This is a genomic window from Actinoplanes sp. NPDC051346 (assembly GCF_040682215.1).
Taxonomy (GTDB): domain Bacteria; phylum Actinomycetota; class Actinomycetes; order Mycobacteriales; family Micromonosporaceae; genus Actinoplanes.
In genome coordinates this window covers 376,442-397,979 of the sequence record NZ_JBFBAJ010000003.1, presented here as the reverse complement: position 1 = coordinate 397,979, position 21,538 = coordinate 376,442, and the positions used below count along the sequence as shown (strand labels likewise).

The window sequence follows — 21,538 nt, the reverse complement described above, 5'->3', positions numbered from 1 at the left end:
GAAGAGAAGTGAGCGCCGTACTGGAACTGGAAGTGTCGCCACGGAAAGGGCGGCGGCCACGGCCAGCCCCGTGGTGGCTCTTCGCCGGTGTGCTGGCGGTGGCCGCCGCCGCGTACCTGGTCAACCTGCGCGGTGCGCTCGACTTCGACCTCGACGAGGTCATGTACACGATCGCCGGGCAGAACGTGGCCGCCGCCGACTCGGTCTCCTGGGGCGAGCGGCCGACGAGCGTCCACCCACCGGTGCACTTCCTGCTGGTCGGCGCCTGGACGCTGATCACCGGCACCGCGCACGGCAGCGTCGTGGACGCGCTGTTCAGCGCCCGCTATCTGGGCGCGCTGTGCAGCGTTCTCGTCGTCGCCCTCGTGGGGCTGCTCGCCCGCCGCTACACGCGCAACGGCTGGCTGGTCGTCGCGGCGATGCTCCTGGCCGTCGGCAACGGGTTTCTGGTGCGCTTCGGGCGTACGGCGCTGATCGAGCCGACGGCGATCCTGGCCGGGCTGAGCGTGGTCCTGCTCGCGCTGCGGCTGCGACGCGCGCCCGCCCCCGTCTATGTCGGCGTCGTCGGGCTGGTGTCGGGACTGGCATTACTGATCAAGGAACCGCTGATCTTCACGGTTCTGGTGCCGGTGCTCGCCGCCGCGCTGGAGCGGGACGGGGCATACCTGCGGCGTACGGCGACGGCGGTGCTCGTGGCGATGGCCGTCTGGGGCACCTTTCCACTGTGGGCCGTCCTCCAGGGCGCCGGGGCGTGGTGGTGGTCGGAGCACGACACCAGCCTGCAGCGGATCAGCGGCCTGCTCCAGGTCAGCGGGCTCAACCGGCCCGGGGTCTCGTCGACCGGCGTGTTCGGCGACACCTTCACCACCTACGTGAGCGGCTATCTGACCTTCGGGCTCGGTGCCGTCGGGCTGTGCGTGCTCGCGTACCGGGGAGGGTTGTTCCACCGGCGGCGGCTGCGGGTCCGCGCCGCGAGCCTGGTCGCGTTCGGGGTGCTCAGCTACGGGTTCCTGGCGTACTGCGTGCTTCTCGGACAGGCCAACGAACAGCTGACGGCGTACTCGGCCGTACCCGCGGTGCTCCTGAGCGTCCTCGCCTGGGGCGACCGGTTGCCGAAGGTGATCGTCGCGGCCGTGGCGGCGGTCGCGCTGGTCGGCGCGGCCGCCTGGGCGATGAACGTGGCGGTGACCCGCGACGACGCGACCACGCGGATGGGGGACTACCTCACCGCCAACTACGCCTGCGCGCCGGTCAACGTGACCGGCAACGCGCTGCGCTGGGCGCCGGTTCTGTCGCGCAACCACGTCGAGTCCTTCCGCGACGGAGGCAAGGCGGTGGATGCCGGCGTGCGTCTCTTCCTGCTCTCACCCAAGGACAGCCGGATGCGATACGGCAACAGCTCTCCGGAGCTGGACACCTTCGTGCGGTCGTACGGGACGCTCGTGCGGCAGTACCCGAGCCGCCGTTACGAGCGGATCGAGCTGTGGTCGGTGCCCGGCGCGCAACTCGCCGGCCGGGAATGCGGCAACGCCCGCCCGCCGGTCGCCGGGAATGCGTCGGCTGTGCGCTTCCTGCTCCTGCTCGCCGCGGCGGCGGTGGGGATCGGCATGATCGCGTACGGATGGCACGCCGTCGCCCGCCGCCGCGAGTGGGCCAGAGAGTGGGCGAAGCGATGACCGCCATGCTGGAGAAGCCCGCGGCGCGGCACAGCGCCAGCGCGGGCTGGCTGATGATCGCGACCACCTCCGCGGGCGTCATCAACTACGGGTACGCGCTCGTGCTCACCCATGGCCTCACGCCGGCCGAATACGCCGCCTTCGCCGCCGCCCAGGCGCTGCTCATGGTCCGCGCGGCGATCTCCGCGGCCGGCATCCCCTGGATCCTCGCCCGCGAGATCGGCAAGGCCCCCGACGACCCGCGGCGGCACGCGGTCGTCACCACCTTCGCCTTCTGGACGAACCTCGCCATCGGCCTCGCCCTCACCGTGGTCGTGGCCGGCGGCGTGCTGCTCTTCGGCAGCGTGCGGGACGCCGCCGTGGTCGCCTGCGCGTCGCTGTGCATGTCCGTCGGCTCCACCGGCATGGGATACCTGCAGGGCGTCGGCCGGATGGACGCGATCGCGGTGCTGTTCACCACCGAGGTCGTGGTGAAGGCCGGCGTCGGCATCGGGCTGGTCTTCTGGACCGACCTCGGCTCCACCGGCGCGCTGGCCGGGTTCGTCGCGGGCAGCCTGGTCCTGCTGGTGCCGCTGCCGAGGTTCCGGCGCCTGCTCGGCCCGCCGGTGTGGCGTGCGGGCGAGTCCGCGCTGCTGCGTGCCGCCATCCGGCAGACGCGCATGCAGGCCAACGTCGCGGTCGCCGCCGCCGGGGACACCGTGCTGGTCGCCGCGCTGGGGCTGGGCGGCGCCGGTGGCGGGCCCTACCAGGCGGCGTCCGCGCTGGGCCGGGTGCCGCTCTTCGCCTCGAACGCCGTCTCCACGGCCGTGTTTCCGCAGCTCAGCAGGGACTCCTCGGCCGAGCGCAAGGCCGGGGCGCTGCGCTCGTACCTGTTGGTCGCGCTGCTCATGACCGCGGTGCTGGTCACCCTGCCCGACGAGATCCGCTCGGCGCTGTTCCCCGAGGAGTTCGCGACCATCGGGCAATGGCTTCCGTACGCGGCGACGCTGGGCCTCGCGATCGGGGCGGTCAACCTGAGCGTCACGTTCCTTCAGGCCGACCACGCGCGGGGCACCGGAGCCCACCTCACCCTGGTCACCGGCGGCTACCTCGCGCTGGTCGCGGTCGCCGGGTTCGGCTTCGGCGTGGCGGGTCTGGCCATCGGGGCGGCGGTCGCGGGGGTGCTCGCCGTGGCGGCGCTCGCGCTGCTTGCTCCCGTACGGCCGGGGTGGAAGGCCCTCTGGTCGCGTCGCAGTGTGCACGACCTCGCCGGCGTCGTCGTGGTCTTCGGCGCGCTCGCCGTCGCGGGCAACCCGCTGCTGTGGATGGCGATCGCCGCCGTGGCCGGATTGTTCGTGCTGGCGGCCAGTTTCCCCGAGCTCATGCCCCGGAGGCGCACATGACGGTACGCATCGGCATCGACGGACGGGTGCTCACCGACCGCTATCACGGGATCGGACGGGTCACCCACGAGCTGGTCCGGGCGATGGCGGGGACGCCCGGCGTGGAGCTGGTCGTCTTCACCGGCGAGCAGAGCGCCTCCCGGCGGTTCGACCTGAACCTGATGGCGATGCTGCCGGGCGTCGAGGTCGTGCCCGTCGCGCTGAACGCGGTGGACGTGCGGCAGCTGTGGCGTTGGCGCCCGCTGCTGCGCGGCGCGATGGTCGACGTGATGGTCTTCCCCTACCACCTGGGTGCCGCGCCGCTGCTGGGCCGGCCGGCGGTCGCGCTGGTGCACGACTGCATTCTCGAGACCGACCCGAGGTTCGCGCCCTCGCCGCAAGTCGGGTTCGCCTACCGGATCATGACCGCGCTCGTCGCCCGCACCGCGACGATCGCGACGGTCAGCCGTGCCTCGGCGCGCGAGGTGGAGCGGTTCTACGGCCGCCGGGTCCACCCCGATCACGTCATCGGCAACGGCGTCGACCGCCTGCGCGACGACCCGGCCGCGGCCCGGCGCCTGGAGAGCGAATACGGCCTGGAGCCCGGCTATGTGCTGCACGTCGGTGCCCAGCGGCCGCACAAGAACGTCGCGGTGCTCGTCGAGGCGATCGCCGAGGTCCCGGACGCGCGGCTCGTGCTGGTCGGATCCGCCGACGAGCGCTTCCCCGACGAGGTCGCTCCGGCGATCGAACGGTACGGGGTCGCCGACCGCGTCACCCGGCTGCCGTTCGTGCCGGAGGAGCTGCTCGGGACGCTGTACGCGCGGGCGGCGCTGCTCGCGTACCCGTCGCTGGTCGAGGGTTTCGGGTTGCCCGTGCTGGAGGCCATGGTGAGCCGCACTCCGGTGATCGCGAGCGACGTGCCGGTGCTGCGCGAGGTCGGCGGCTCGGCGGCGCTGTACGTCGCGCCGAGATGCGCGCGGGCGTGGGCGGCCGCGATCACCCGGCTGCTCGCCGACGATGATCTGCGCGACGGCCTGGTGGCCGCCGGTGCCGCCCACGCCTCGCACTTCACGTGGGGTGCCGCTGCCGCGCGGCTGGTCTCAGCGTGTCACTCCCTGGCGGGAACCTACCTGGCCGAAGCCGCCAGGTAGGTCGCGCTGACGATGTCGGTCGGCTTCTGCCGGACGATGTAGAGGGCGGAGAGGCCGGCCTGCTGGGCCTGCGCCATCACGAGCGGCATCTGGGTGGCGGTCATGACGTGGCTGGTCTCCGCCATGGCGGGCAGGCCCTTCGCCCTGGCCAGTCCGGCCAGGTAGTTCACCGTGTTGAAGTTCTCGGCCCAGGTGCCGTAGACGACCACCTTCCGGTCCGTGAGCGCCGCGACCTGGCGGGTCGCGTCGTAGCCGCGCTGCACCTCGCCGTTGATCTCCGGGCTCGACGTGCCGGCGAGGTTGGTGGCCACGGCCTTCTCGTAGTCGCCGGCCCGCATGCCGTACGACGGGTAGAGCACGGCGGCGTTGCCCTGGTATCCGGCCTTGCGCAGCGCGACGATCTGCCAGTTCTGGTACTCCGCGAGGGAGTTGAGGTACCACCGCAGGAACTTGCCGGCCTGGCCGGTGGTGCTCGGCTGGCCCGGCTTCCAGGTCGGCACGGGGTTCAGCCTCTGGGCGTTGGCGTCGAACGCGTAGTAGAGGTTGCGGAGCTTGCCCGTGGTCGGGTTGACCTTGGACGGGTAGGTGAGCTCGCCCCAGTGTCCGCCGCCGACGCGCACGATCGAGAAGTTGCCGCCGAGGCGGGTGAACACCTTCGTGAGGTAGCGCTCGGCCAGGTAGCGGTTCCGGGTGCCGAAGATGAGGTTGGGCTCGGGCGAGTCGGTGTAGGTGGCGCCGTTCTGGTCGACGAATCGGCCGCCCGGGAGGTTGAGCATCCAGGCCGGGGCCTCGTGGACGCCGGCGTTGAACGAGATGGTGTAACCGAGGGCCTTCAGCGTGGAGATGCGCTTGGCGACGCCGGTCAGGTACTGCTCGTTGTAGACGCCCTTGGTCGGCTCGGCCTGTGCCCACGACATCTCGACGAGGACGTCGGTCGCCCCACCGGTGTTGTAGAGGCTGGTCATGTCGGCGTCGGAGTAGTTGCCGATGATGCCGAGCACCGGTGCGGCGGCGGTGGTCACGACATTCGCGGTGCGGGCTGCACTGGCCTGGGCCTCGGCGGGGGTCAGGGTGAACAGGGCAATGGCGGCAGCGGCCGCAGCGGCGATTTTAGTCGAGTTGAGCTTCACGTCGTGCAAGTCGGCCCGGCCGACGGTGACCGCTGGACTCGCAACCGAGCGCTCCGACGTGGCACCCGAGCTGCAATTCGGCGGGCGGTGCGCGGGTGCGGCAACCAGAACGCACCCCGGCGGGCACCCGGTCGAACCCCCGCGGTGCGAAAGGGATCAGTCGTCGAGGCCCAGCAGGTTGGCGGCATGGGTCAGGCGCAGCAGCCAGGCGACCGCCGGCTGCGCCCGGCGGGCCCGGCACTCGGCGCCCCGGGTGGTGGCGAGGTGGTGCGCGGCGGTCAGCACCCGGGCGCCGGAGGCGTCGCAGAAGGGAACGCCGGTGAGGTCGAGAACGACCTGGTCGACAGTGTCGACGGTCAGCAACTCGTAGAGGCAGGCGTGTAGTGCCGTCGCAGCCCGTGCGTCGAGGTCGCCCGACAGGAAGACGGTGAGCAGCCCGCCGTTGCGGCTCCACGCGAGGGTGGTGCCTCGCGGCAGATTCCCGTCGCAGTAGTCAGACCTGTCGGCGGTGTCATGCATCGGCCAGCCACCGGCACCCGCGTGATCTGACCGTCGCCCAGACGATCTTCCCCGTGCGGGTCGGCAGCGCTCCCCAGGCGGTGGCGACGGCGTGCACGATCTCCAGACCGAGGCCGGGATCCTCGAGGTGGGTCTCGTTGTCCCGCCGGCGGATCCGCGGTAGGCGCGGATCGCCGTCGCCGACGGTCAGGTGCACGCCGTTGCGTTGCCGGGTGACGGCGACATCGAGGTCGGTGCCGGCGTGCCGCACCGCGTTGACCACGAGCTCGGTGACCACCTGCCGGGCGGCGTGCAGGACGCCGTCGGTCAGCTTCCAGGCCGTGCACGCATCGGTGACCAGCTCTCGTGCCGTCGCCGCCGACGCCAGGTCGGGCCTCAGGCGGACCTTGATTCGGTCGGTCAGCGGTCGGCGGCTGAGCAGCGCCGCCCGCGCCTCCGGGAGCGAGGCGTACATCGGCTGGGAGAATCTCGCACCGCGGCGACGCAGGATCGCGGCCAGCGGCGCCTGGGTCGGCAGGCACACCACCACCGGCACCGGCGGTTGCATCGCCGCACCCCATCGGCCGGCGGTCGGCCACAGCTGGGCGCTCGCGCCGGTCGGGTCGCCCACGTCGTGCAGATCGACGATCAAGCCACTGGGTTGCTCGGCCAGGGTCTTGCGTAGCGCCGTCGCGACCGCCAGATGCAGGTCGCAGTCCCAGCGGCCTCGCACGGTCATTTCGGTGATCGAGGAGTCCAGGTCGGCGAGCGCGGCCACCGCTTCTTTGCCGGGTGGGGCGGGCTGGCCTAGCAGGAAGGGAAGCTCGTCATGTTCCATCGCAGGGCCTCACGTTCCGTGCCGGTCTAGTCACTCTCCCCATAATGGCCTAGATCTATGTAAAGCACCACACCCCGCCATGTTGTGGGACGGAAGGCGGGCCCCGACGGCCGGAAAAACGCATGACTTTTCCGTCGTCACATCACCCGACCGGACGATTTACGGGAGCGAAACACGGCGAACGTCCCTGATTCTTTGTCCCGGGGCAATAATGACGTCCGGCGGTTCTCACCTTCTTCCATACGCCGGAGCCCATATGAGCGTGTTGCTCATCGCCGAAGATGTCGATGACATCGCGATGATTCTCGTCCGTTTGTTCCGGCGCGACGGAATGACGGTACTGCATGGTGCGGACGGGGCGGAGGCGTTTGACCTTGCCGTCGAGCACCGTCCGGACGTCATTCTCACCGACCTCGGCATGCCGCGCATGGACGGCTGGGACCTGCTCAAGGCCGTCCGTAACCACAGCGACCTGCGCGACACCCCGGTCGCCATCCTGACCGGCCAGCTCCAGCCCGGCGACGCCCGGGTGTCGGAATCCGGGGCCTGCTGCCTGCTGTTGAAGCCGTGCCCGAACGACGAACTCCGCGCCACCGTCCGGCAACTCGTGGAAAACGGGCCGCACGGCCACACGTTCTCTTCCGCGGGATGCCTCAGCCACGCAACGACGAGTCTTTGACAATGAAAGCGAACCCGCGCCGTCGTCATCGGTCCGATTATTTTCGCTTTCTGGATCGGTCGGTGACCGCGTGAAGGGCACTGCCATGGTGAGCGTTGATCGGGCGGTACTAGCGGACCCCGCCCGGCTGAAGGCAGTCGAGTTGTCAAAACGGATGTTGCCGGTGTTGCCAATGCCGGTGAACGAGATCGCCCGGCTGGCGGCCCGCCTGACCGGGGCACAGATGGCCGTCGTGACCCTCGTCGGCAGCGACGAGGAGTTCTTCGCGGGCACCTTCGCCCTGCCCGAGAAGCTGGGCGGCCAGGGCAAACGTCTGCCGCTGGAGTATTCGCTGTGCAAGTACGTCGTCTCCGCCGACCATCTGATCGGCGTCGAGGACATGCTCGCCACCGAAGATCCCGAGCTGTGCGAACACCTGCTGACCACCGAGTACGGCGTACGGGCCTTCCTCAGCGTGCCGGTGCGTGACGCGGAGGATCGGCCGCTGGGCTCGCTGACGGTGCTCGACACCGAGGTGCGCGAGTGGACCGACGAGCACAGCGCCGCGTTGCTGGAGATCGAAAACCTGCTGCGCCCGCCGGTCGACTCGGCGCCACCGCCGGAAGCGGTCGCGGGCCTGGACAGCGCGGCCCTGCTCGACAGCGTTCCCCAGGCCCTGCTGGCCGTCGACGTGCGAGGAACCATCGTCGGATTCAACCGCGCCGCGGAGGACCTGCTGGGTTACACCTCGGCCGAGGTCCACGGCCGTTCGCTCGACGAATGCCTGCGGCCCGACTACGACCACCAGCCGATCGGTGCCGCGCTGGACCGGTTGTTCGCCGCCGCCCCCACGCGTCCGGTGCGCCGGCAGGTCGGCCTGCGGCACCGCGACGGGCATTACCTACTCACCGAGGTCGCGCTCACCGTGGTGCGCGGCGCCACCGGCGCGCTGGCTTGCGTCCTCATCACCGACCTGACCGGTCACAAGGCCGCCGCGGAGCGCGCCGACCACAACGCCAGCTTCCTCGCCACGTTGCTGGAAAGTCTCTCGGTCGGGGTGATCGCCTGTGACGCCTCCGGCCAACTCGTGGTGATGAACCGCGCGCTGCGGGAGGTCTACGGTCTGCCGGCCACCAGCGACCTGCCACCCGACTACGCGACCGCGGTCGGCAGCGTCCTCTACGACAGCGATCACCAGCCGCTGCCGTGGGAGCGCGCCCCGCTGATGCGCGCCTACGCCGGCGAGTACGTGCGGGACACCGACGTGATCATCGCCGTGCCCGGCCACCGGACCCGGACGTTCGCCGTCACCGCCCAGCCGATCGTCGCGCCCGACGGCCGGCGTACGGGTGCCGTCGCGGTGGCTCACGAGGTCACCGCCGTGCGCAAGGTCGAAGTCTTCCGGGAGTGTCACCACCTGGTCGAGCAAGCGCTCAAGTCGGCCGCGTCGGTGGCCGAGGCCACTCCGACGGTTCTGCAGGCGGTGGTGAGCACCCTGGGCTGGTCGGCGGCGGAGCTCTACCTCGTCGACGAGACCACCCGCCAGCTTCACGCGGTCGGGCACTGGAACGTCCCGGGGATGGACACCGCGAACTTCTTCGGCCACACCCCGGTCAAGGGCGCGGGTGCGACCGGCCGGGTGTGGCGGACCGGGCAGCCGTTCTGGATCCGGGACATCGGCGAGGCCACCATGCTGCGCTCGCCGTTCGAGCGGGAACGCGTGGAGATCTGCCTGCGGCACGGCATCCACACCGTCCTCGCCGTCCCCGTCAGCGACGGTCGCTCCCTGCTGGGCGTGCTGACCTGCTACGCCGGCGCGGCCGAACACCACGAGGACATGCTGACCGTGCTGCTCGACGGCGTCGCCGCGCAGATCGGCACCTTCGTCGCGCTCCGGCGCGCCGAGGAGCTGAGCCGGCAGCTGGGCCGGGTCCAGGACGACTTCATCTCGCTGGTGGGCCACGAGCTGCGGACGCCGTTGACCGCGATCACCGCGTACGCCGGCATGCTCGCCGACGACATCGCCGAGGAAGACGACGGCCGTGCGATGGTGCAGAGCATCGAGCGCAACGCCGCCGAGTTGCAGGCGATCGTCGCCACCCTGCTCGACCTGGCCGGCCTGGACTCCGGGCATCTGCCCCTGGACATCCAGGCCATCGACCTTGCCGAGATCGTCGACGAGGTAGAGGCCGCCTCCCACCACCACGACGTGCGGTTCCTCACCGACATGCCGCTTCCCGTCCGCATCGACGGCGACGCCGTACGCCTGCGGCAGGTGATCCAGGACCTCCTGGACAACGCCGTGAAATACAGCCCTGCCGGCAGCGACGTGCACATCAGCCTCAAGACCGACGGCCCGATGGTGGAACTGTGCGTCAGTGACGAGGGGATCGGCACCCCGAGCGAGGAACGCGAGCGCGTCTTCGACCGCTTCTACCGCGGCAGCAACGTCCGCCACCACGGGACGACCGGCAGCGGGCTCGGGTTGAGCCGCGCCCGCACGATCATCAACCTGCACGGCGGCACCATCGCGCTGCTCGACAACGAGCCCACCGGCACCACCGTGTGTGTTCGGCTGCCGCTCGAGAACGACGCGGCTCGCACCGTACGCAGCCTCTGAGGAGGGGAGTCGCCTACAGCAGGGGCTCGATGTGGCGGCTCGGCAGCGGGCCCGGCTTGGCGATGTAGTAGCCCTGGCCGTGGCGTACGCCCAGGTCCAGCAGCTGGGCGTGCTCCGCGTAGGTCTCGATGCCCTCGGCGACCAGCACGGCGCCGATGCTCTCGGAGAACGTGAACAGCGCACGGGCCAGCGCGATCCGGACCGGGTCCTGGTCGATGCCGCGGGTCAGCGAGATGTCGAGCTTGATGATGTCCGGCTGGATCTGCAGGATCTGGCTGAGGTTGGCGAAGCCGGCGCCGGCGTCGTCGACCGCGATCTGGATTCCGGCGGCGCGGAGCAGGTCCATGACCTCGCGCAGCGCGGTGTAGTCGGTGACCTGGGTGTGCTCGGTCAGCTCCACCGCGAGGTTGTGGTGGGCGTGCGCCAGCAGCACCGTGATGGTGCGCGGCGTCAGCAGCGCCTCGACCGAGGCGTTGAGGCTCAGCCACACCCCGTCGGGCAGGTCGCCGAGCCGCAGCAAAGCCCGCTCGATCGCCAGAATCTCCAGCTCCACCCCGAGGCCGGCCGCGTCCGCGGCGGCGAAAGCCTCCGCCGGGTTCGCGAAGTGCCGGCGGTCGAACCGCGCCAGCGCCTCGTAACCGTTCACCACGCCGTCCTCGAGCTGCACGATCGGCTGGAACGCGGTTTCCACCGCGCTGCGGTAGAGCACTTCGCGAACGGCCCGGGTGGCGGGCGAGGGGAGCTGCGCGACGGTCATGTCACCTCAGTCGGCCGCGAACCTCAAGGCGACCTCCAGCCCGCGTCAGCGCGAGGGCAAACCTTCACCAGGCGACGAGGGCCTTTTCGCGGGACCAGGAGACTTCTTCGTGACCGGCGGGGGCGTGCGTGGCCGCCACGGTCTGAGCCGACCAGCGCATCGCGTCCATGACGGCGCCGGTGAGGTCGTCGCCGCCGCGGTTGAAGCCCATCATGGCCATGTCGCCGCGCTCGTACGCGTCGACCACGCGCAGCATCCGGCCGAGCGGGCCGGTGCCCCGGGTCAGCGCCGCGCCGATGTCCGCGGTCAGCGGCAGGTGGCCCACCAGCGATGAGGGGCTGATGCCGAGCAGTTGGGCGACCGCGGTGATGAGCCCGGCGACGAACGCCGCGTCCGGGTCGGAATCGAACCTCGGCGCCAGGTTGTGACACAGCCGCGCCCGGGTCAGGGCGTTGGTCAGCTGCACCTCGGTCGCCTCGGCCACGTCGTCGACGTTCATGAGCATCGTCCAACGCCGGATGTGACCCAGCCCCAGCAGCATCACCGCCTGCCGGATCGACGACACCCGGCGGATCGAGCCCACCGCGGCGCTGTTGCTGGCCCGCAGCACCCGCATGGTCAGCGCCGGGTCGCTGGAGATGATCTCCACGATCCGGTCGATGTCGACGTGTGCCGCGTCCAACGCCGCGAGCAGTTCCAGCCGGTGCGACTTGAACGGGGGGATGCAGGCGGCGGTCATCACCTGGGGGCGGCTGAGCACGTATCCCTGGCGCAGCTCGATGCCGTACCGGTCGCACAGGGCCAGGTGTTCGAGCGTCTCCAGGCCCTCGGCGACGATCTCGATGCCCGGGAAGCTGCGGAAGAACGCCAACTGCTCGTCCAGGCGCTCCGGGTCGCAGCTCGGCAGGTCCAGCTTCACGTACGAGGCCAGTGGCAGCAGCCGCTCGTGCCCCGATCCCCAGACGAAGTCGTCCAGCGCGATGGGGTAACCGGCGGCGACGAGGTTCGACACCCCCGCCACGACGGCGTCGTCGACCTCGATCGTCTCGAGCACCTCGAGGACGACGCTTTCGGGGCCGAACGGGAGGATGAGCTCGCCGGTGAGGAACTCGCGCGTCATGTTGATGAAGCACATGCGGTCGCCGACGATCTCGTCGAGCCCGAACTCGGTGAACGCGTTGACGAGGACCTGGCTCGTCGCGTACGCGTCCCGGCGGTCGGCCTCGACGGCGCTGGTGTTGCCCCGGAACAGCAGCTCGTAGCCGGCGATGTCGCCGTGCGTATCGAAGATCGGCTGCCGCCCGATGTGCACCTGGCGGGTACCCGGCTGAGTGAACTGCTGCCGCTTGTCCATGGCGTGACGATCGGCCGCCTTGACATTCTCTTGAGCCTTCTCTGCGGGAAACTTGACCCGCCTCGGGGCCGGACCGATCGGCCCGGCCCCGAGGGCGTGTCCCGCGGCTCAGGAGGCGCCGGAGATGTACCAGTAGCCGGTCACCGACGCGGCGGGCACGTCCGCGCTGACCGTGCCCTTGCCCCAGAAGTAGTCGTTCATGCTGACCGCGCCGCCGGGCCCGATCGGGCCCATGCTGGCCCAGATCACCGAGGCCGGCTGGTCGTCGATCGACGCCTGCGCCCACGCGCTGCGCACCGGCATCGGCTTGTTCCACCACAGGAACGGTGTTCGCAGCAGGTAGTTCGCGTACGTGCCGCCGTGCGAGGCGCTGTGGTACGACACCGTGTGGAAGCTGTTGAGCTGGTGCAGGCCCGCGAACGCGGGGCCCCAACGCTGCCACCACCGCTGGCCGCCCGAGTCACTGGCGAGGACCAGGCAGGTGAACAGGCTCATCCACTCCACGTCGCCGTTGCCCCAGCGCGCGTCGGTGTTCGCCAGGAACGTGTCGTCGTTGCTGCTGCACCCGGAGAAGCTGAAGCCCGTGGGCGACCCGTGGCCCTGCCAGTAGGTCATGTCGACGTGGTCGGTCCAGTCGCTGTCGTCACCGCCGAACGCCGGGTCCTTGAAGTCCTGCTCCCAGGCGTTCTGGTCGTTCCAGCTGAACTCGACCGGGATGCCGCGGGAGGAGAACTGGCCGTTGAACGAGGCGAGGTTGGCGCCGGTGTGCGGCAGCCCGGAGCAGGGCCCGGTGCCCTCGCTGCCGACGTCGGCCCGGCCGAACGCGCGCGCGGTCGCCTGGTCGGGACCGGGGCGCGGTGCGGGCGGCGGCGGCATCTCCGGAAGCTTCGCGTCCACCGCGGCCGGCACGATCACGATCTGCGCCCGGCTGCCGTCGGGGTTGACGCCGGAGCAGCGCAGGCTGGGCTCGATGGTCTTCGTCGCCGCGGACAGCGCCGGCGCCCAGTAGACCGGGGTGGCGGCGGCCACGCGGACCCGGCCGGCCATCGCCTCGGTGCAGCGGGAGAGGGCCCCGGCGGCGTCGACGACCGCGACAGAGCCCGACTGCGCCAGCGTGCGGGTGCTGTAGGACAGGCCCGTGGCCGTGCCCTTGCCGTCGTACGCGATCCGGATCTTGGCTCCGGGACCTTCGTACGGCAGCCCGGCGAGCGTGAAGGAGTAGGAGACGCTGGTGTCCAGCGCGGCCGACGCGGTCGTCTGTCCCTCGCGGTCGACCGCCGTGATCGTGGTGAACCGCGCACTCGCCTTCGCGCCCCGCGGTGTGAGCTTCGCCGTCGCCAGGGCCCGTGCCGCCCGCCGCAGCGCGTCGGTCGAGGGGATCGCGCGCAGGCGCTTGAGCGCGGCCATGTCCAGCACGGTGGTGGTGGTCGGTTGCCCGTCCTCGTCCTTGCCCGGCCGGCCCGACGCCTTCGTCGGCACAGCCAGGAACGACTGCTCGGCGGCGTACCGGACGCTACCGTCCTCGCCGCGCGCGAGCCGCTTGATGCCCAGTGCCCTGGCCAGGCCGTTGGCCTGCGCGGCCGTCAGGCCGTTCGACCGGACGGCGAAGACCGGCAAGGTCGCCGGGGCCACGGCCGCCCGCGCCGGGGCGGCGATCGCGTTCACGCCCAGCGGCGCGGCGACCGCCGCCACGGTGAGCAGGGCGGCCGTCGTCCGGCGCCGTCGTCTCGGTGTTTCCGTCTCGCACCACATCACTGACCCCCGTGTCCGTGCTCCGGCACCGGTCGGTGCCGCGCCCAGTATGGGAGCGAGAAATCTGGAGAAATGTGGTTATCGAGGCGGAGACGGATAGGCGACAGGCGCGCCGCTCACTGCTCGGTCTGTCCCGCTCCGACCGCGGTCACCTGGTCGACGGGCTTGCGGGTCACCTCGGACTTGAGCTCCTTGCGGGACTTCTCTTTCCCGTCCACGTACGTGACCTCGTACGTCTTGGTGCGGACGCCGTCGATGCCCTCGGTGCGCAGTTCCTTCTCGCCCTTGGCCAGCCAGTTGTCCTTGACCGTGCGGGTCTTGAACTTGATCGGCTCGGTCTCGGTGACCGTGCGCTTGTCCGTCCCGGACGACAGCGGCGGCGGGGTGCTCGGGGCCGCTGAGGCGGCCACCTGATCGGCGTTGCGCCAGGCGGGATTCGCGTCGTCGTCGGAGAACGCGCTGACGATCGCGAAGGCGCCGCCGATCGGCAGGGCCAGCGCGGCCACGATCAGGCCGCCTTTCTGCAGGGGCCTCAAACGCGACCAGGCGCTCGTCGGGTTCATCACCCGCACAGTCTGGACGTCCTCTTCCGGCACCAGATCCTCCGTTCGGGTGATCCTCAAGTTGCGCGGAGAATCTACCGGCACCGCTATGTCGGAGGACGAGGCGGGTGCCGGTCTGGATCGTTCGTGGGCCTCGCGCGACACGCCGAAGATGAGCAGACCCAGCAGTCCGGTCAGGAGTACGGCGGCGATGGCAAACTCGAGCCTGTCCCGTCGGCGGACGCGCCACAGGCCGCGGGACGGGATCTCGTCGTACCACCGGGGTTCGTTGTCGGGCACGGCGTAAGTCTTCGCCCCCGACCTGGCCCGGCGTGATCGGGGAAAGAAGCAAAAAGATTTAGCCTCTTTCCGGACGACGTCCTGGCCCGTTGGCTCGTTGTCCATGACCGCAAACTTTTTGGGTTTGCGCGGGTGCTGAGCAACGCCTGAGGTTGCATTGAGGTTGCCGGCCGAACTATCGGGGCATGAGCTACTCGAACCTCCTCGCCCTCCCGCCCGTCGTCGTCGCCGGACCCGCCCGTGACCTCTCCCCGATGCCGTGGCCCTACCGCGTGGCCGCCGTCGAGCTCAGCGTCGTCGTCCCCTTCCACAACGCGAACATCCGCCTCCAGGTCGCTCTGCAGCAGATCAGCGACGCCCTCGTCTCCCAGGGAATCTCCTTCGAGGTGATCGCGCTGTCCGCCCGCACCGGTGCCGGATCGTCGGCCGAGCTGGACAGCCTGCCGCACACCCGCGTCGTCACGTCGGCCGGGATCCAGGACAAGGGCGCCGCCCTGCACCTCGGCTTCGCCATGGCCCGCGGTGCCTGGATCTGCTTCGTCGACATCGACGAGGACGCCGAGATCGACGCGTACGAGCTGATCGAGCAGTACCACCGGTCCCGTGAGAAGAACCTCTGAGCCGGCGTACCACCGTTCACGAAAGGCTGAGCCCCGTGCCGGCAGGATATGACGTAGTCAGCCTCCCGCTCGCGTTCCTGGCGGCGTTCCTCTATCTGAACGCCAGCCTGCGGCGCGACAGCGACAACGTCGCCGACGGCCCTCGGCGGAGGCGGACCGACGGGCGAAACGTCTAGAGACGCGAGGCCTGGACGAAGAAGCGGTGGGCGGTCACCGTGAAGTGCCCGTCCGTACGGATCCGCGCGTCGATCCGACGCAGCGCTCGGTCGTACCGCTCCGGGGTGAAGTCCCGGACCTGCCACGGCACCGAGCGCAGATGCCAGACGACCGCGCCGACGTCGTGGAAGGTCAGCGGCGGACGCTCCTCGTGGACGTCGGTCACCACCAGCCTCGCCGCCTCGAGGGCCGCGACCGCCGTCGCCGCCGTCCAGGTCTGCAGGTACGGCGGGGCCGCGCCGAGCTCGGCGTTCAGGTCGGCCAGGTCATCGCTGCCCACCTGCTGCGTCAGCACCGTTCCACCCGGTTTCAGCAGCCGGGCGATGTCCTCGGCCGGCAGCCGCCCGTGCCGGCTCAGCACGACGTCGAACTCCTCCTCGCCGCCCGGCAGTTCGGTGACCACCGACACGCCGAACGGCGCGAGCCGATCGCGGGCCACCGGGACGTTCGGCGCCCAGCCCTCCACCGCGACGGTGTGCGCCGGCAGCGGCGCGAGCTCCGCGAGCAACTCCCCGCCGCCGGTGTCGAGGTCCAGCACGCTGCCGGCGTCACGCAGCGACGTCCGCGCCAGCGTGGGGAACGACCAGGACGGGTCGGAGCCGACCGCGCGGCCGTCGAGCCAGGCGAACTCCCAGCCGGTGCCGCTCACGCTGGCGGCCTCGTCCACGAGCTGGTCATAGAGCCGTCCGGAACGCATGCCGGCACCGTAACCACGGTTCTCCTCCGACGCGATTCGCGTTCACCGCCTACCGCGTGACGCTGTCAGCAGGATCACGCCGACCGCGCCGAAGTTGTCGTACCCGGGGCATAGTCTCGCGGGGTCAGCGATCGACCCGCGCAGGGAGGCCCCATGACCACGCTCTCCGACCGTCCGCACAGCGCCCTCGTCGTCATCGACGTGCAGAGGGGTGTCGTCGGGCAGGCCCATGACCGCGACAAGGTCGTCGCCAACATCGCCGACCTCGTGGAAAAGGCCCGCGCCGCCGGCACCGAGGTCGTCTGGGTCCAGCACAGCAGCGAACAGCTCCCCCGAGAGAGCGACAACTGGCAGTGGGTGCCGGAGCTGGTGCGCCAAGACCCCGAGCCGCTGGTGCACAAGACCTACGCCGACTCGTTCGAGGCCACCGACCTGGAGTCGGTGCTCGCCGAGCGCGGCATCGGCCGGCTGATCGTGGCGGGCGCACAGACCGACGAGTGCATCCGATCGACGCTGCACGGCGCGTTCACCCGCGGTTACGACGTGACGCTGGTCGGCGACGCCCACACGACCGAGGACATGTCCGAATACGGCGCCCCCACGCCCGACAAGGTCATCGCCCACACCAACCTCTACTGGAAGTACCACACGGCCCCCGGCCGGACGGCGGGCACGGTCGACACCGCGGAGGTGGACTTCACCGCGAAGACCCCGGCCTGACCGCCTCTATCTCTTCGGGCGGGTGGGCCGGCCCGGCACTACGACTTTCGTCCGATCGAGGGGGCCTGGCAAACCCCGCTCGCTGGCGATGCGGCCCGGCCCGACCGGACGGGATAGTCGTCTTATCGCGGGGAGCGGTCGCCGCCGAGACGAGGAGAGAGTCGATGAGGAACAACGTGGGTGTCCTGGACACCACCGACGGCTTCACCGGTGCGGCCCTGCTCGCCGGCCGGGCCGCGCCCGCGCGGGCAACCTCCGCCGGAACCGGTCAGGTGGTGGCCATCCTGACCGATCCGGCGGTCCTCCGGATCGGCTGGCTCGCCGCCGGCGTCTCGACAGTCGTCCTCGCCGCCGCTGCCCTTCTCTAACCCGCCGGGGCCTGTCCTGGGCGAGAACCCGCTGGGGCCTGTCCTGGGCGAGATTCGCCGCGCCGGGCCGGTGGGCGGGTGGCGGATACCATGGCGGGATGCCCGGCCTCGCCGAAAACACCCCGGATGACAACGGGCAGGGCGCGGCGGCTGACCTGTGGGTGGACACCGAGTTCCGCCGCCAACTTCTCAAGGCCGTGCCCCGCAACTATTGCCGGCCGCATTTCCTGCACAGCGGCGACGACGAAGGGTCCAGCACCCTTCCCGCCGACCTCGACGTCCTGGTCGACGAGCTCGCACGACACCGACCCCGGACCTGGGTCATCACCGGCGGCCCGGGCAGCGGGAAGACGTCTGCCGCCGCGGCGGTGGCGGCGGACCTGCTCGATCGCGACACCGTGCCGATCGTCCTCGACGAGCGCGTATGGCCCACCGTGGACGAGGGTTGCGAGCTGAAGGACGTGCTGCTGGCGCTGCGTCCGGACGAGATCGCGGCGCCGTTGTGGAAGTCGCGGATCAAGCACAGGCGGTGTGTCGTCATCATCGACGGCCTCAACGAGATCGCCCGGCAGTTCGGCGGCACGCCGGTGTGGCGCTTCGTGAAGTCCACGGTCGAGGGTGGTCATCGCTTCCCGGTCCTCGCCACGATGCGGCGCTTCACGGACGAGCCGCGGGAATCGTTGAGCCGGCCGATGAACGTCCTGGACCTGGCCCCGCTCACCGACGCGGAGGTCACCCGCTATCTCGCCGCCGTGGGGCTGGACGCCGACGACGTGTTGCGGCTGCGCGACCAGGACGACTTCGAGGACCTGTACTCCAATCCGCTGCTGCTCTCCCTGCTGGCCGGTCTCCTCGGTCCGCAGTCGACCGACAGCTCGGCGACGGGAACGCCGCCGTCCCGCGGCAGGCTGCTGCTGCAGACCGTCCAGCGGGCACGGCGGCACCGGCGTCTCACGGCCGACGAGGTCGAGATCGAGCGCGACGGCCTGCGACTCGAAGCGGTCATGGTCGCCGCGGCGTCCTGCGCCCTGGGCAAATCCGGCCGACACCAGGATTTCTCCCGGGGTGACGTGGAGCGGCTGCTGGCACAGAGCCGGCCCGACGAGAGGCTGACCGCCATCGTCGACGCCTTCCTGGACACGCAGATGGTGATCCGGGTCGAGGATTCCGGATCCATCGACCGGTTTCGCTTCGCCCATCCCTCCTTCGTCGACTTCGGTATAGCGCTGGCCTACCGGGACGGGGAGCTGCCGTCCGCGCTCGTGGCCTCCGAGGAGCTGGTGCACTGCCTCGGCGACTGGGTGGGCCTGACTGCTGACCCGGACGAGAGCGCGCGCCAGGTGTTGCAGCGGATCGCGGAGGACGAGTACGAGTACGACCGCTCCTGCCTCGTCGACGTGGTGTTCGCCAATCGGGGAGTGCTGACGACCGAGACGCTGGTCCTGCTGTGGCGCTCGATCGGCAGTGCCCTGGGATCCGCGCTGCGGGGCCGGCGCTGGCAGCAGCAGTCGCTGATCCAGGCGCTCAACCAGCTGCCCGAGTGGACCATCGCCGAGGGAATCCGGCTCGGCGTGCTCGACAAGTTCTCCGGCCCCCTGCACACCGAGATCGTGGAGCAACTGGCGCGTCGTACGCTCGACGTCCGCAAGCTCCGCCAGGCCCAGCGGCGCACGCGCGACGAGCGGTTCGAGAGCAACGACCTCGAGCGCCGGGAGGCGCTGGCCCTCGCCCAGGAGCTCGGCGCGACCGGCACGGACCGTGCCACCCCGGTCGGGGTCCTCAAGGCGCGGCTGCCCACGGCGGACGGCGAACTCGCGGCGAGGATCGTGCGGGGCATCATGCGCCTGGGCGGGCTGGACGAGCTGCCCGTCCTGGTGGCGACGCTCACGTCGAACACCTCGGAGCACACACGTGCCGCCGCGGCCGCCGCGCTCGCCTCCGTCGGGCACCGCGACGCCATCGAGCAGCTCATGGACGCCCTGGTCAAGGACGATTCCGCGGTCGTACGGCTCGCGTGTGCCAGCACGCTGGGCCGGCTGCGCGCCCGGCAGGCGGTCGGTGTGCTCGCCGGGGCCCTGTCCGATCCCGCGGGCCCGGTCCGGGTCGGCGCGGCGCGCGCCCTCGGTGCGCTGGCCGACACCCGGACGGTGGCGCCGTTGATCCGGGCGCTGGAGGCAGAGCACGACTATCAGGCGCTGGCCGCCATCGCCTGGGCGTTGGGTCGGCTCAGGAACGCCGACGCGGTGCCGGGCCTGATCATGGCGCTGACGGAGACGTCCCAGACCGTACGGATGGAGGCGTGCCGCGCACTCGGCGAGATCCGGGATCCGGCCGCCGTCCCGGGCCTGGCGCGCCGGCTGCGGGACCACTCCGGTGCCATCCGGGGCGAGGCGCTGAAGGCACTCGGCGAGATCGGCGACCCCAGCGGCATGCCGCATCTGATCGAGGCTCTCTCCCACGAGGAGGCGCAGACCCGGGCCGTGGCGTCGACCGCCATCGGAAGAATCGGTGATCCCCGGGGCGTGGATCCGCTGATGAGGGCCCTGGACGACGAGAATCCCTTCGTCCGCGGTGCCGCGGCCGCCGCGCTGGGGCGGTTTCCGGATCGGCGGATCGCCGCCCGGCTGGGCGAGGTCGCGAGGAACGATCCGGACTCCGCGGTGCGCTCCTCGGCGATCAGTTCGCTGGGCCGGGTCGGGGGTCCCCGCGACCTGCCCCTGCTCGAGCGGGTCATCCGCGACCCGGGAGAGTTCGCGTGGGCGCGGGCGGTCGCCGTCATGGCGTACGGCGCGCTGACGTCGGAGACGCCGAGCTGGTTCGCGGCGACTGCCGACGACCTGAACCCGGCCATCGCCGATGGAGACGCGGAGGCCCGGAAACTTCGCGGCGCGATCGTCTACTGCGTCGGCCGGCACGCCAATTTCGAGCTGATCAGCTGGCTTGAGTCGGTGGCGCGATCCGATCCGGAGTTCATGAACCGGACCTCCGCGACCTCGGCGCTGGTCCGCAACGGACAGGCGTCGGAGCGCTTCCTCGGCGCGTTGCTGACCGACGCCGAGCAAGCCGTGGCGGCGGGCCGGAAGCCGGGCGTGGCGATTCTCCGGATCGCCGCCACCGAGATCCTGCGGTCCTCCGCGGAGTCGCGAACGCGGGACCCGGCGATGCTGACCCGCCTGCTCGACATCGTGCTGGCCAACGGCAAGGAATCGGAGGAGATCATCTCCGGTGCCGTCAAGAGCAACCGGGGTTCCGACTCGCGGGCCATGCTGCGGGTGCTCGAGTACATCAGCGAGCGGCTCGCGGCGGCGTCCCGGGACGACCTGAGCCGGGCGACCGTCGCGAGCGCCATCGAGTTCCACCGCCGGCAGATCGAGTTCGCGGACACCCTGGCCGGCCTGCGCGCCGACGCCGGGCTCCTCACGGCGAAGTTCCAGGCGAGCACCGAGAGGTCCCGGCACGACGGCGAGCGGGTGAACGACCGACGGTGCGACCTGCTCGTCATCACGGTGAACACCACCGAGACCGAGGCCGTGAAGAAGGCGCTGAGCGCGATCTGCGGGCCGCCGGCGCTCCACCACGCGAAGATCAACAGCTATTGGCGGTACGACGCCGAGAACCTGGGTGTCGCCCACCTTCGGTGCGGCATGGGCGGAAGCGGCGTCCGCGGCTCCTACGTCCAGGTCGGCGACGCGGTGCGCGATCTCCGGCCGGCGTCGGTCGTGGCGGTCGGCGTCGCCTGGGGCGCGGATCCGACGGCGACGCCGCTGGGCACGGTGCTGCTCAGCACCCAGATCATCGACTTCGAACGGCAGCGGATCGGCGTCGAACGGCAAGGCGACGGCGCCGAGCGCGTGGTCATCTCCCGGGGCGCGAAGTCGGAGGCGAGCCCGCGCCTGATGAACCGCTTCCTCGTCACCGACTACGACGGGACGGGCGTGACCATCGTGGAGGGCCCCCTGCTCTCCGGCGAGAAGCTCGTCGACGACCCGACCTTCAAGCGCCAGCTGATCGACCTGTTCCCGGACGCGGTCGGCGGTGAGATGGAGGGTGTCGGCATCCAGTCCGTCTGCGGCCGCGAGGGGGTGGACTGGATCGTGGTCAAGGGGGTCTGTGACTTCGCCGAGAACAAGGCCGAGGACAAGGCCCGGCGGCAGGCCGTCGCCGCCGCCCGCTCGGCGGAGGCGTTGTGCGCTGTACTCCGCCAGGGCGGCTTCTCCTAGCGGTTCCCGCCCGGCTCCTACGGGCTCCTACATGCAGAGCCCGGCGAGGATCTCGGC

18 protein-coding genes are annotated in these 21,538 nt (G+C 70.9%); 10 read left to right on the top strand and 8 right to left on the bottom strand.

Annotation, left to right across the window (positions count from 1 at the left end):
- The first annotated feature begins 8 nt into the window (after positions 1–8).
- From AB0M36_RS10075 to AB0M36_RS10065, 3 genes are read left to right on the top strand one after another with little or no spacing between them, the layout of a single operon-like run.
- Entirely contained in the window at positions 9–1,676 is a 1,668-nt protein-coding gene (locus tag AB0M36_RS10075; protein ID WP_364155016.1) for a glycosyltransferase family 39 protein, read from the top strand.
- Positions 1,673–3,058, top strand: a complete 1,386-nt coding sequence (locus AB0M36_RS10070) for an oligosaccharide flippase family protein (RefSeq protein WP_364155015.1) — start codon at positions 1,673–1,675, stop codon at positions 3,056–3,058. The genes AB0M36_RS10075 and AB0M36_RS10070 overlap by 4 nt, the downstream gene beginning before the upstream one ends.
- Positions 3,055–4,191 (top strand): glycosyltransferase family 1 protein, encoded by a 1,137-nt coding sequence (locus tag AB0M36_RS10065; RefSeq protein WP_364155013.1) that lies wholly within the window; start codon positions 3,055–3,057, stop codon positions 4,189–4,191. The genes AB0M36_RS10070 and AB0M36_RS10065 overlap by 4 nt, the downstream gene beginning before the upstream one ends.
- Here the strand turns inward: AB0M36_RS10065 and AB0M36_RS10060 are convergent.
- The 3 genes from AB0M36_RS10060 to AB0M36_RS10050 all read right to left on the bottom strand — a co-directional run bounded on the left by AB0M36_RS10060 (position 4,167) and on the right by AB0M36_RS10050 (position 6,657).
- Positions 4,167–5,321 (bottom strand): hypothetical protein, encoded by a 1,155-nt coding sequence (locus AB0M36_RS10060; RefSeq protein WP_364155011.1) that lies wholly within the window; start codon positions 5,319–5,321, stop codon positions 4,167–4,169. The two genes, AB0M36_RS10065 and AB0M36_RS10060, sit on opposite strands and share 25 nt — an antisense overlap.
- A gap of 156 nt (positions 5,322–5,477) precedes the next feature.
- Positions 5,478–5,840 carry an STAS domain-containing protein gene (locus AB0M36_RS10055; protein ID WP_364155009.1) on the bottom strand — a complete coding sequence of 121 codons (363 nt, stop codon included), beginning with the start codon at positions 5,838–5,840 and terminating at the stop codon, positions 5,478–5,480.
- Positions 5,833–6,657, bottom strand: coding sequence for an ATP-binding protein (locus AB0M36_RS10050; protein ID WP_364155008.1), 825 nt, complete (start codon positions 6,655–6,657; stop codon positions 5,833–5,835). The genes AB0M36_RS10055 and AB0M36_RS10050 overlap by 8 nt, the downstream gene beginning before the upstream one ends.
- A 256-nt stretch (positions 6,658–6,913) precedes the next feature.
- Here AB0M36_RS10050 and AB0M36_RS10045 point away from each other — a divergent pair, with 256 nt between their 5' ends.
- Positions 6,914–7,336: a response regulator gene (locus AB0M36_RS10045; protein WP_364155416.1), complete on the top strand. Its 423-nt coding sequence runs from the start codon at positions 6,914–6,916 to the stop codon at positions 7,334–7,336.
- 172 nt (positions 7,337–7,508) lie between these two features.
- Entirely contained in the window at positions 7,509–9,935 is a 2,427-nt protein-coding gene (locus AB0M36_RS10040; protein WP_364155006.1) for an ATP-binding protein, read from the top strand.
- Between the two features lie 13 nt (positions 9,936–9,948).
- On the opposite strand, the gene AB0M36_RS10035 is transcribed toward AB0M36_RS10040, so the two are convergent.
- From AB0M36_RS10035 to AB0M36_RS10020, 4 genes are all read right to left on the bottom strand, one after another.
- Entirely contained in the window at positions 9,949–10,692 is a 744-nt protein-coding gene (locus tag AB0M36_RS10035) for an EAL domain-containing protein (protein WP_364155005.1), read from the bottom strand.
- A gap of 64 nt (positions 10,693–10,756) precedes the next feature.
- A complete protein-coding gene (locus tag AB0M36_RS10030) occupies positions 10,757–12,046 on the bottom strand; it encodes an HDOD domain-containing protein (RefSeq protein ID WP_364155004.1) in 1,290 nt (429 codons plus the stop codon).
- A 108-nt stretch (positions 12,047–12,154) separates the two neighbouring features.
- Complete coding sequence (locus tag AB0M36_RS10025; protein ID WP_364155003.1) at positions 12,155–13,798, bottom strand: DUF6345 domain-containing protein; 1,644 nt, start codon at positions 13,796–13,798, stop codon at positions 12,155–12,157.
- Positions 13,799–13,914: 116 nt separating this feature from the next.
- Positions 13,915–14,640: a G5 domain-containing protein gene (locus tag AB0M36_RS10020; RefSeq protein WP_364155001.1), complete on the bottom strand. Its 726-nt coding sequence runs from the start codon at positions 14,638–14,640 to the stop codon at positions 13,915–13,917.
- Between the two features lie 185 nt (positions 14,641–14,825).
- Here AB0M36_RS10020 and AB0M36_RS10015 point away from each other — a divergent pair, with 185 nt between their 5' ends.
- The gene (locus AB0M36_RS10015) at positions 14,826–15,260 is read left to right on the top strand and encodes a glycosyltransferase (RefSeq protein WP_364155000.1); all 435 of its coding nucleotides are present in this window, start codon (positions 14,826–14,828) and stop codon (positions 15,258–15,260) included.
- Between the two features lie 35 nt (positions 15,261–15,295).
- Positions 15,296–15,436, top strand: a complete 141-nt coding sequence (locus AB0M36_RS10010) for a hypothetical protein (protein WP_364154998.1) — start codon at positions 15,296–15,298, stop codon at positions 15,434–15,436.
- On the opposite strand, the gene AB0M36_RS10005 is transcribed toward AB0M36_RS10010, so the two are convergent.
- Positions 15,433–16,173 carry a methyltransferase domain-containing protein gene (locus AB0M36_RS10005; RefSeq protein ID WP_364154996.1) on the bottom strand — a complete coding sequence of 247 codons (741 nt, stop codon included), beginning with the start codon at positions 16,171–16,173 and terminating at the stop codon, positions 15,433–15,435. The genes AB0M36_RS10010 and AB0M36_RS10005 overlap by 4 nt on opposite strands.
- Before the next feature lie 153 nt (positions 16,174–16,326).
- Between AB0M36_RS10005 and AB0M36_RS10000 the strand changes: the two genes are divergently transcribed.
- From AB0M36_RS10000 to AB0M36_RS09990, 3 genes are all read left to right on the top strand, one after another.
- Positions 16,327–16,893 (top strand): isochorismatase family protein, encoded by a 567-nt coding sequence (locus tag AB0M36_RS10000; RefSeq protein ID WP_364154994.1) that lies wholly within the window; start codon positions 16,327–16,329, stop codon positions 16,891–16,893.
- A gap of 164 nt (positions 16,894–17,057) precedes the next feature.
- Positions 17,058–17,261: a hypothetical protein gene (locus AB0M36_RS09995; RefSeq protein ID WP_364154992.1), complete on the top strand. Its 204-nt coding sequence runs from the start codon at positions 17,058–17,060 to the stop codon at positions 17,259–17,261.
- Between the two features lie 98 nt (positions 17,262–17,359).
- The gene (locus AB0M36_RS09990) at positions 17,360–21,481 is read left to right on the top strand and encodes a HEAT repeat domain-containing protein (protein ID WP_364154991.1); all 4,122 of its coding nucleotides are present in this window, start codon (positions 17,360–17,362) and stop codon (positions 21,479–21,481) included.
- Positions 21,482–21,538 lie beyond the last annotated feature (57 nt).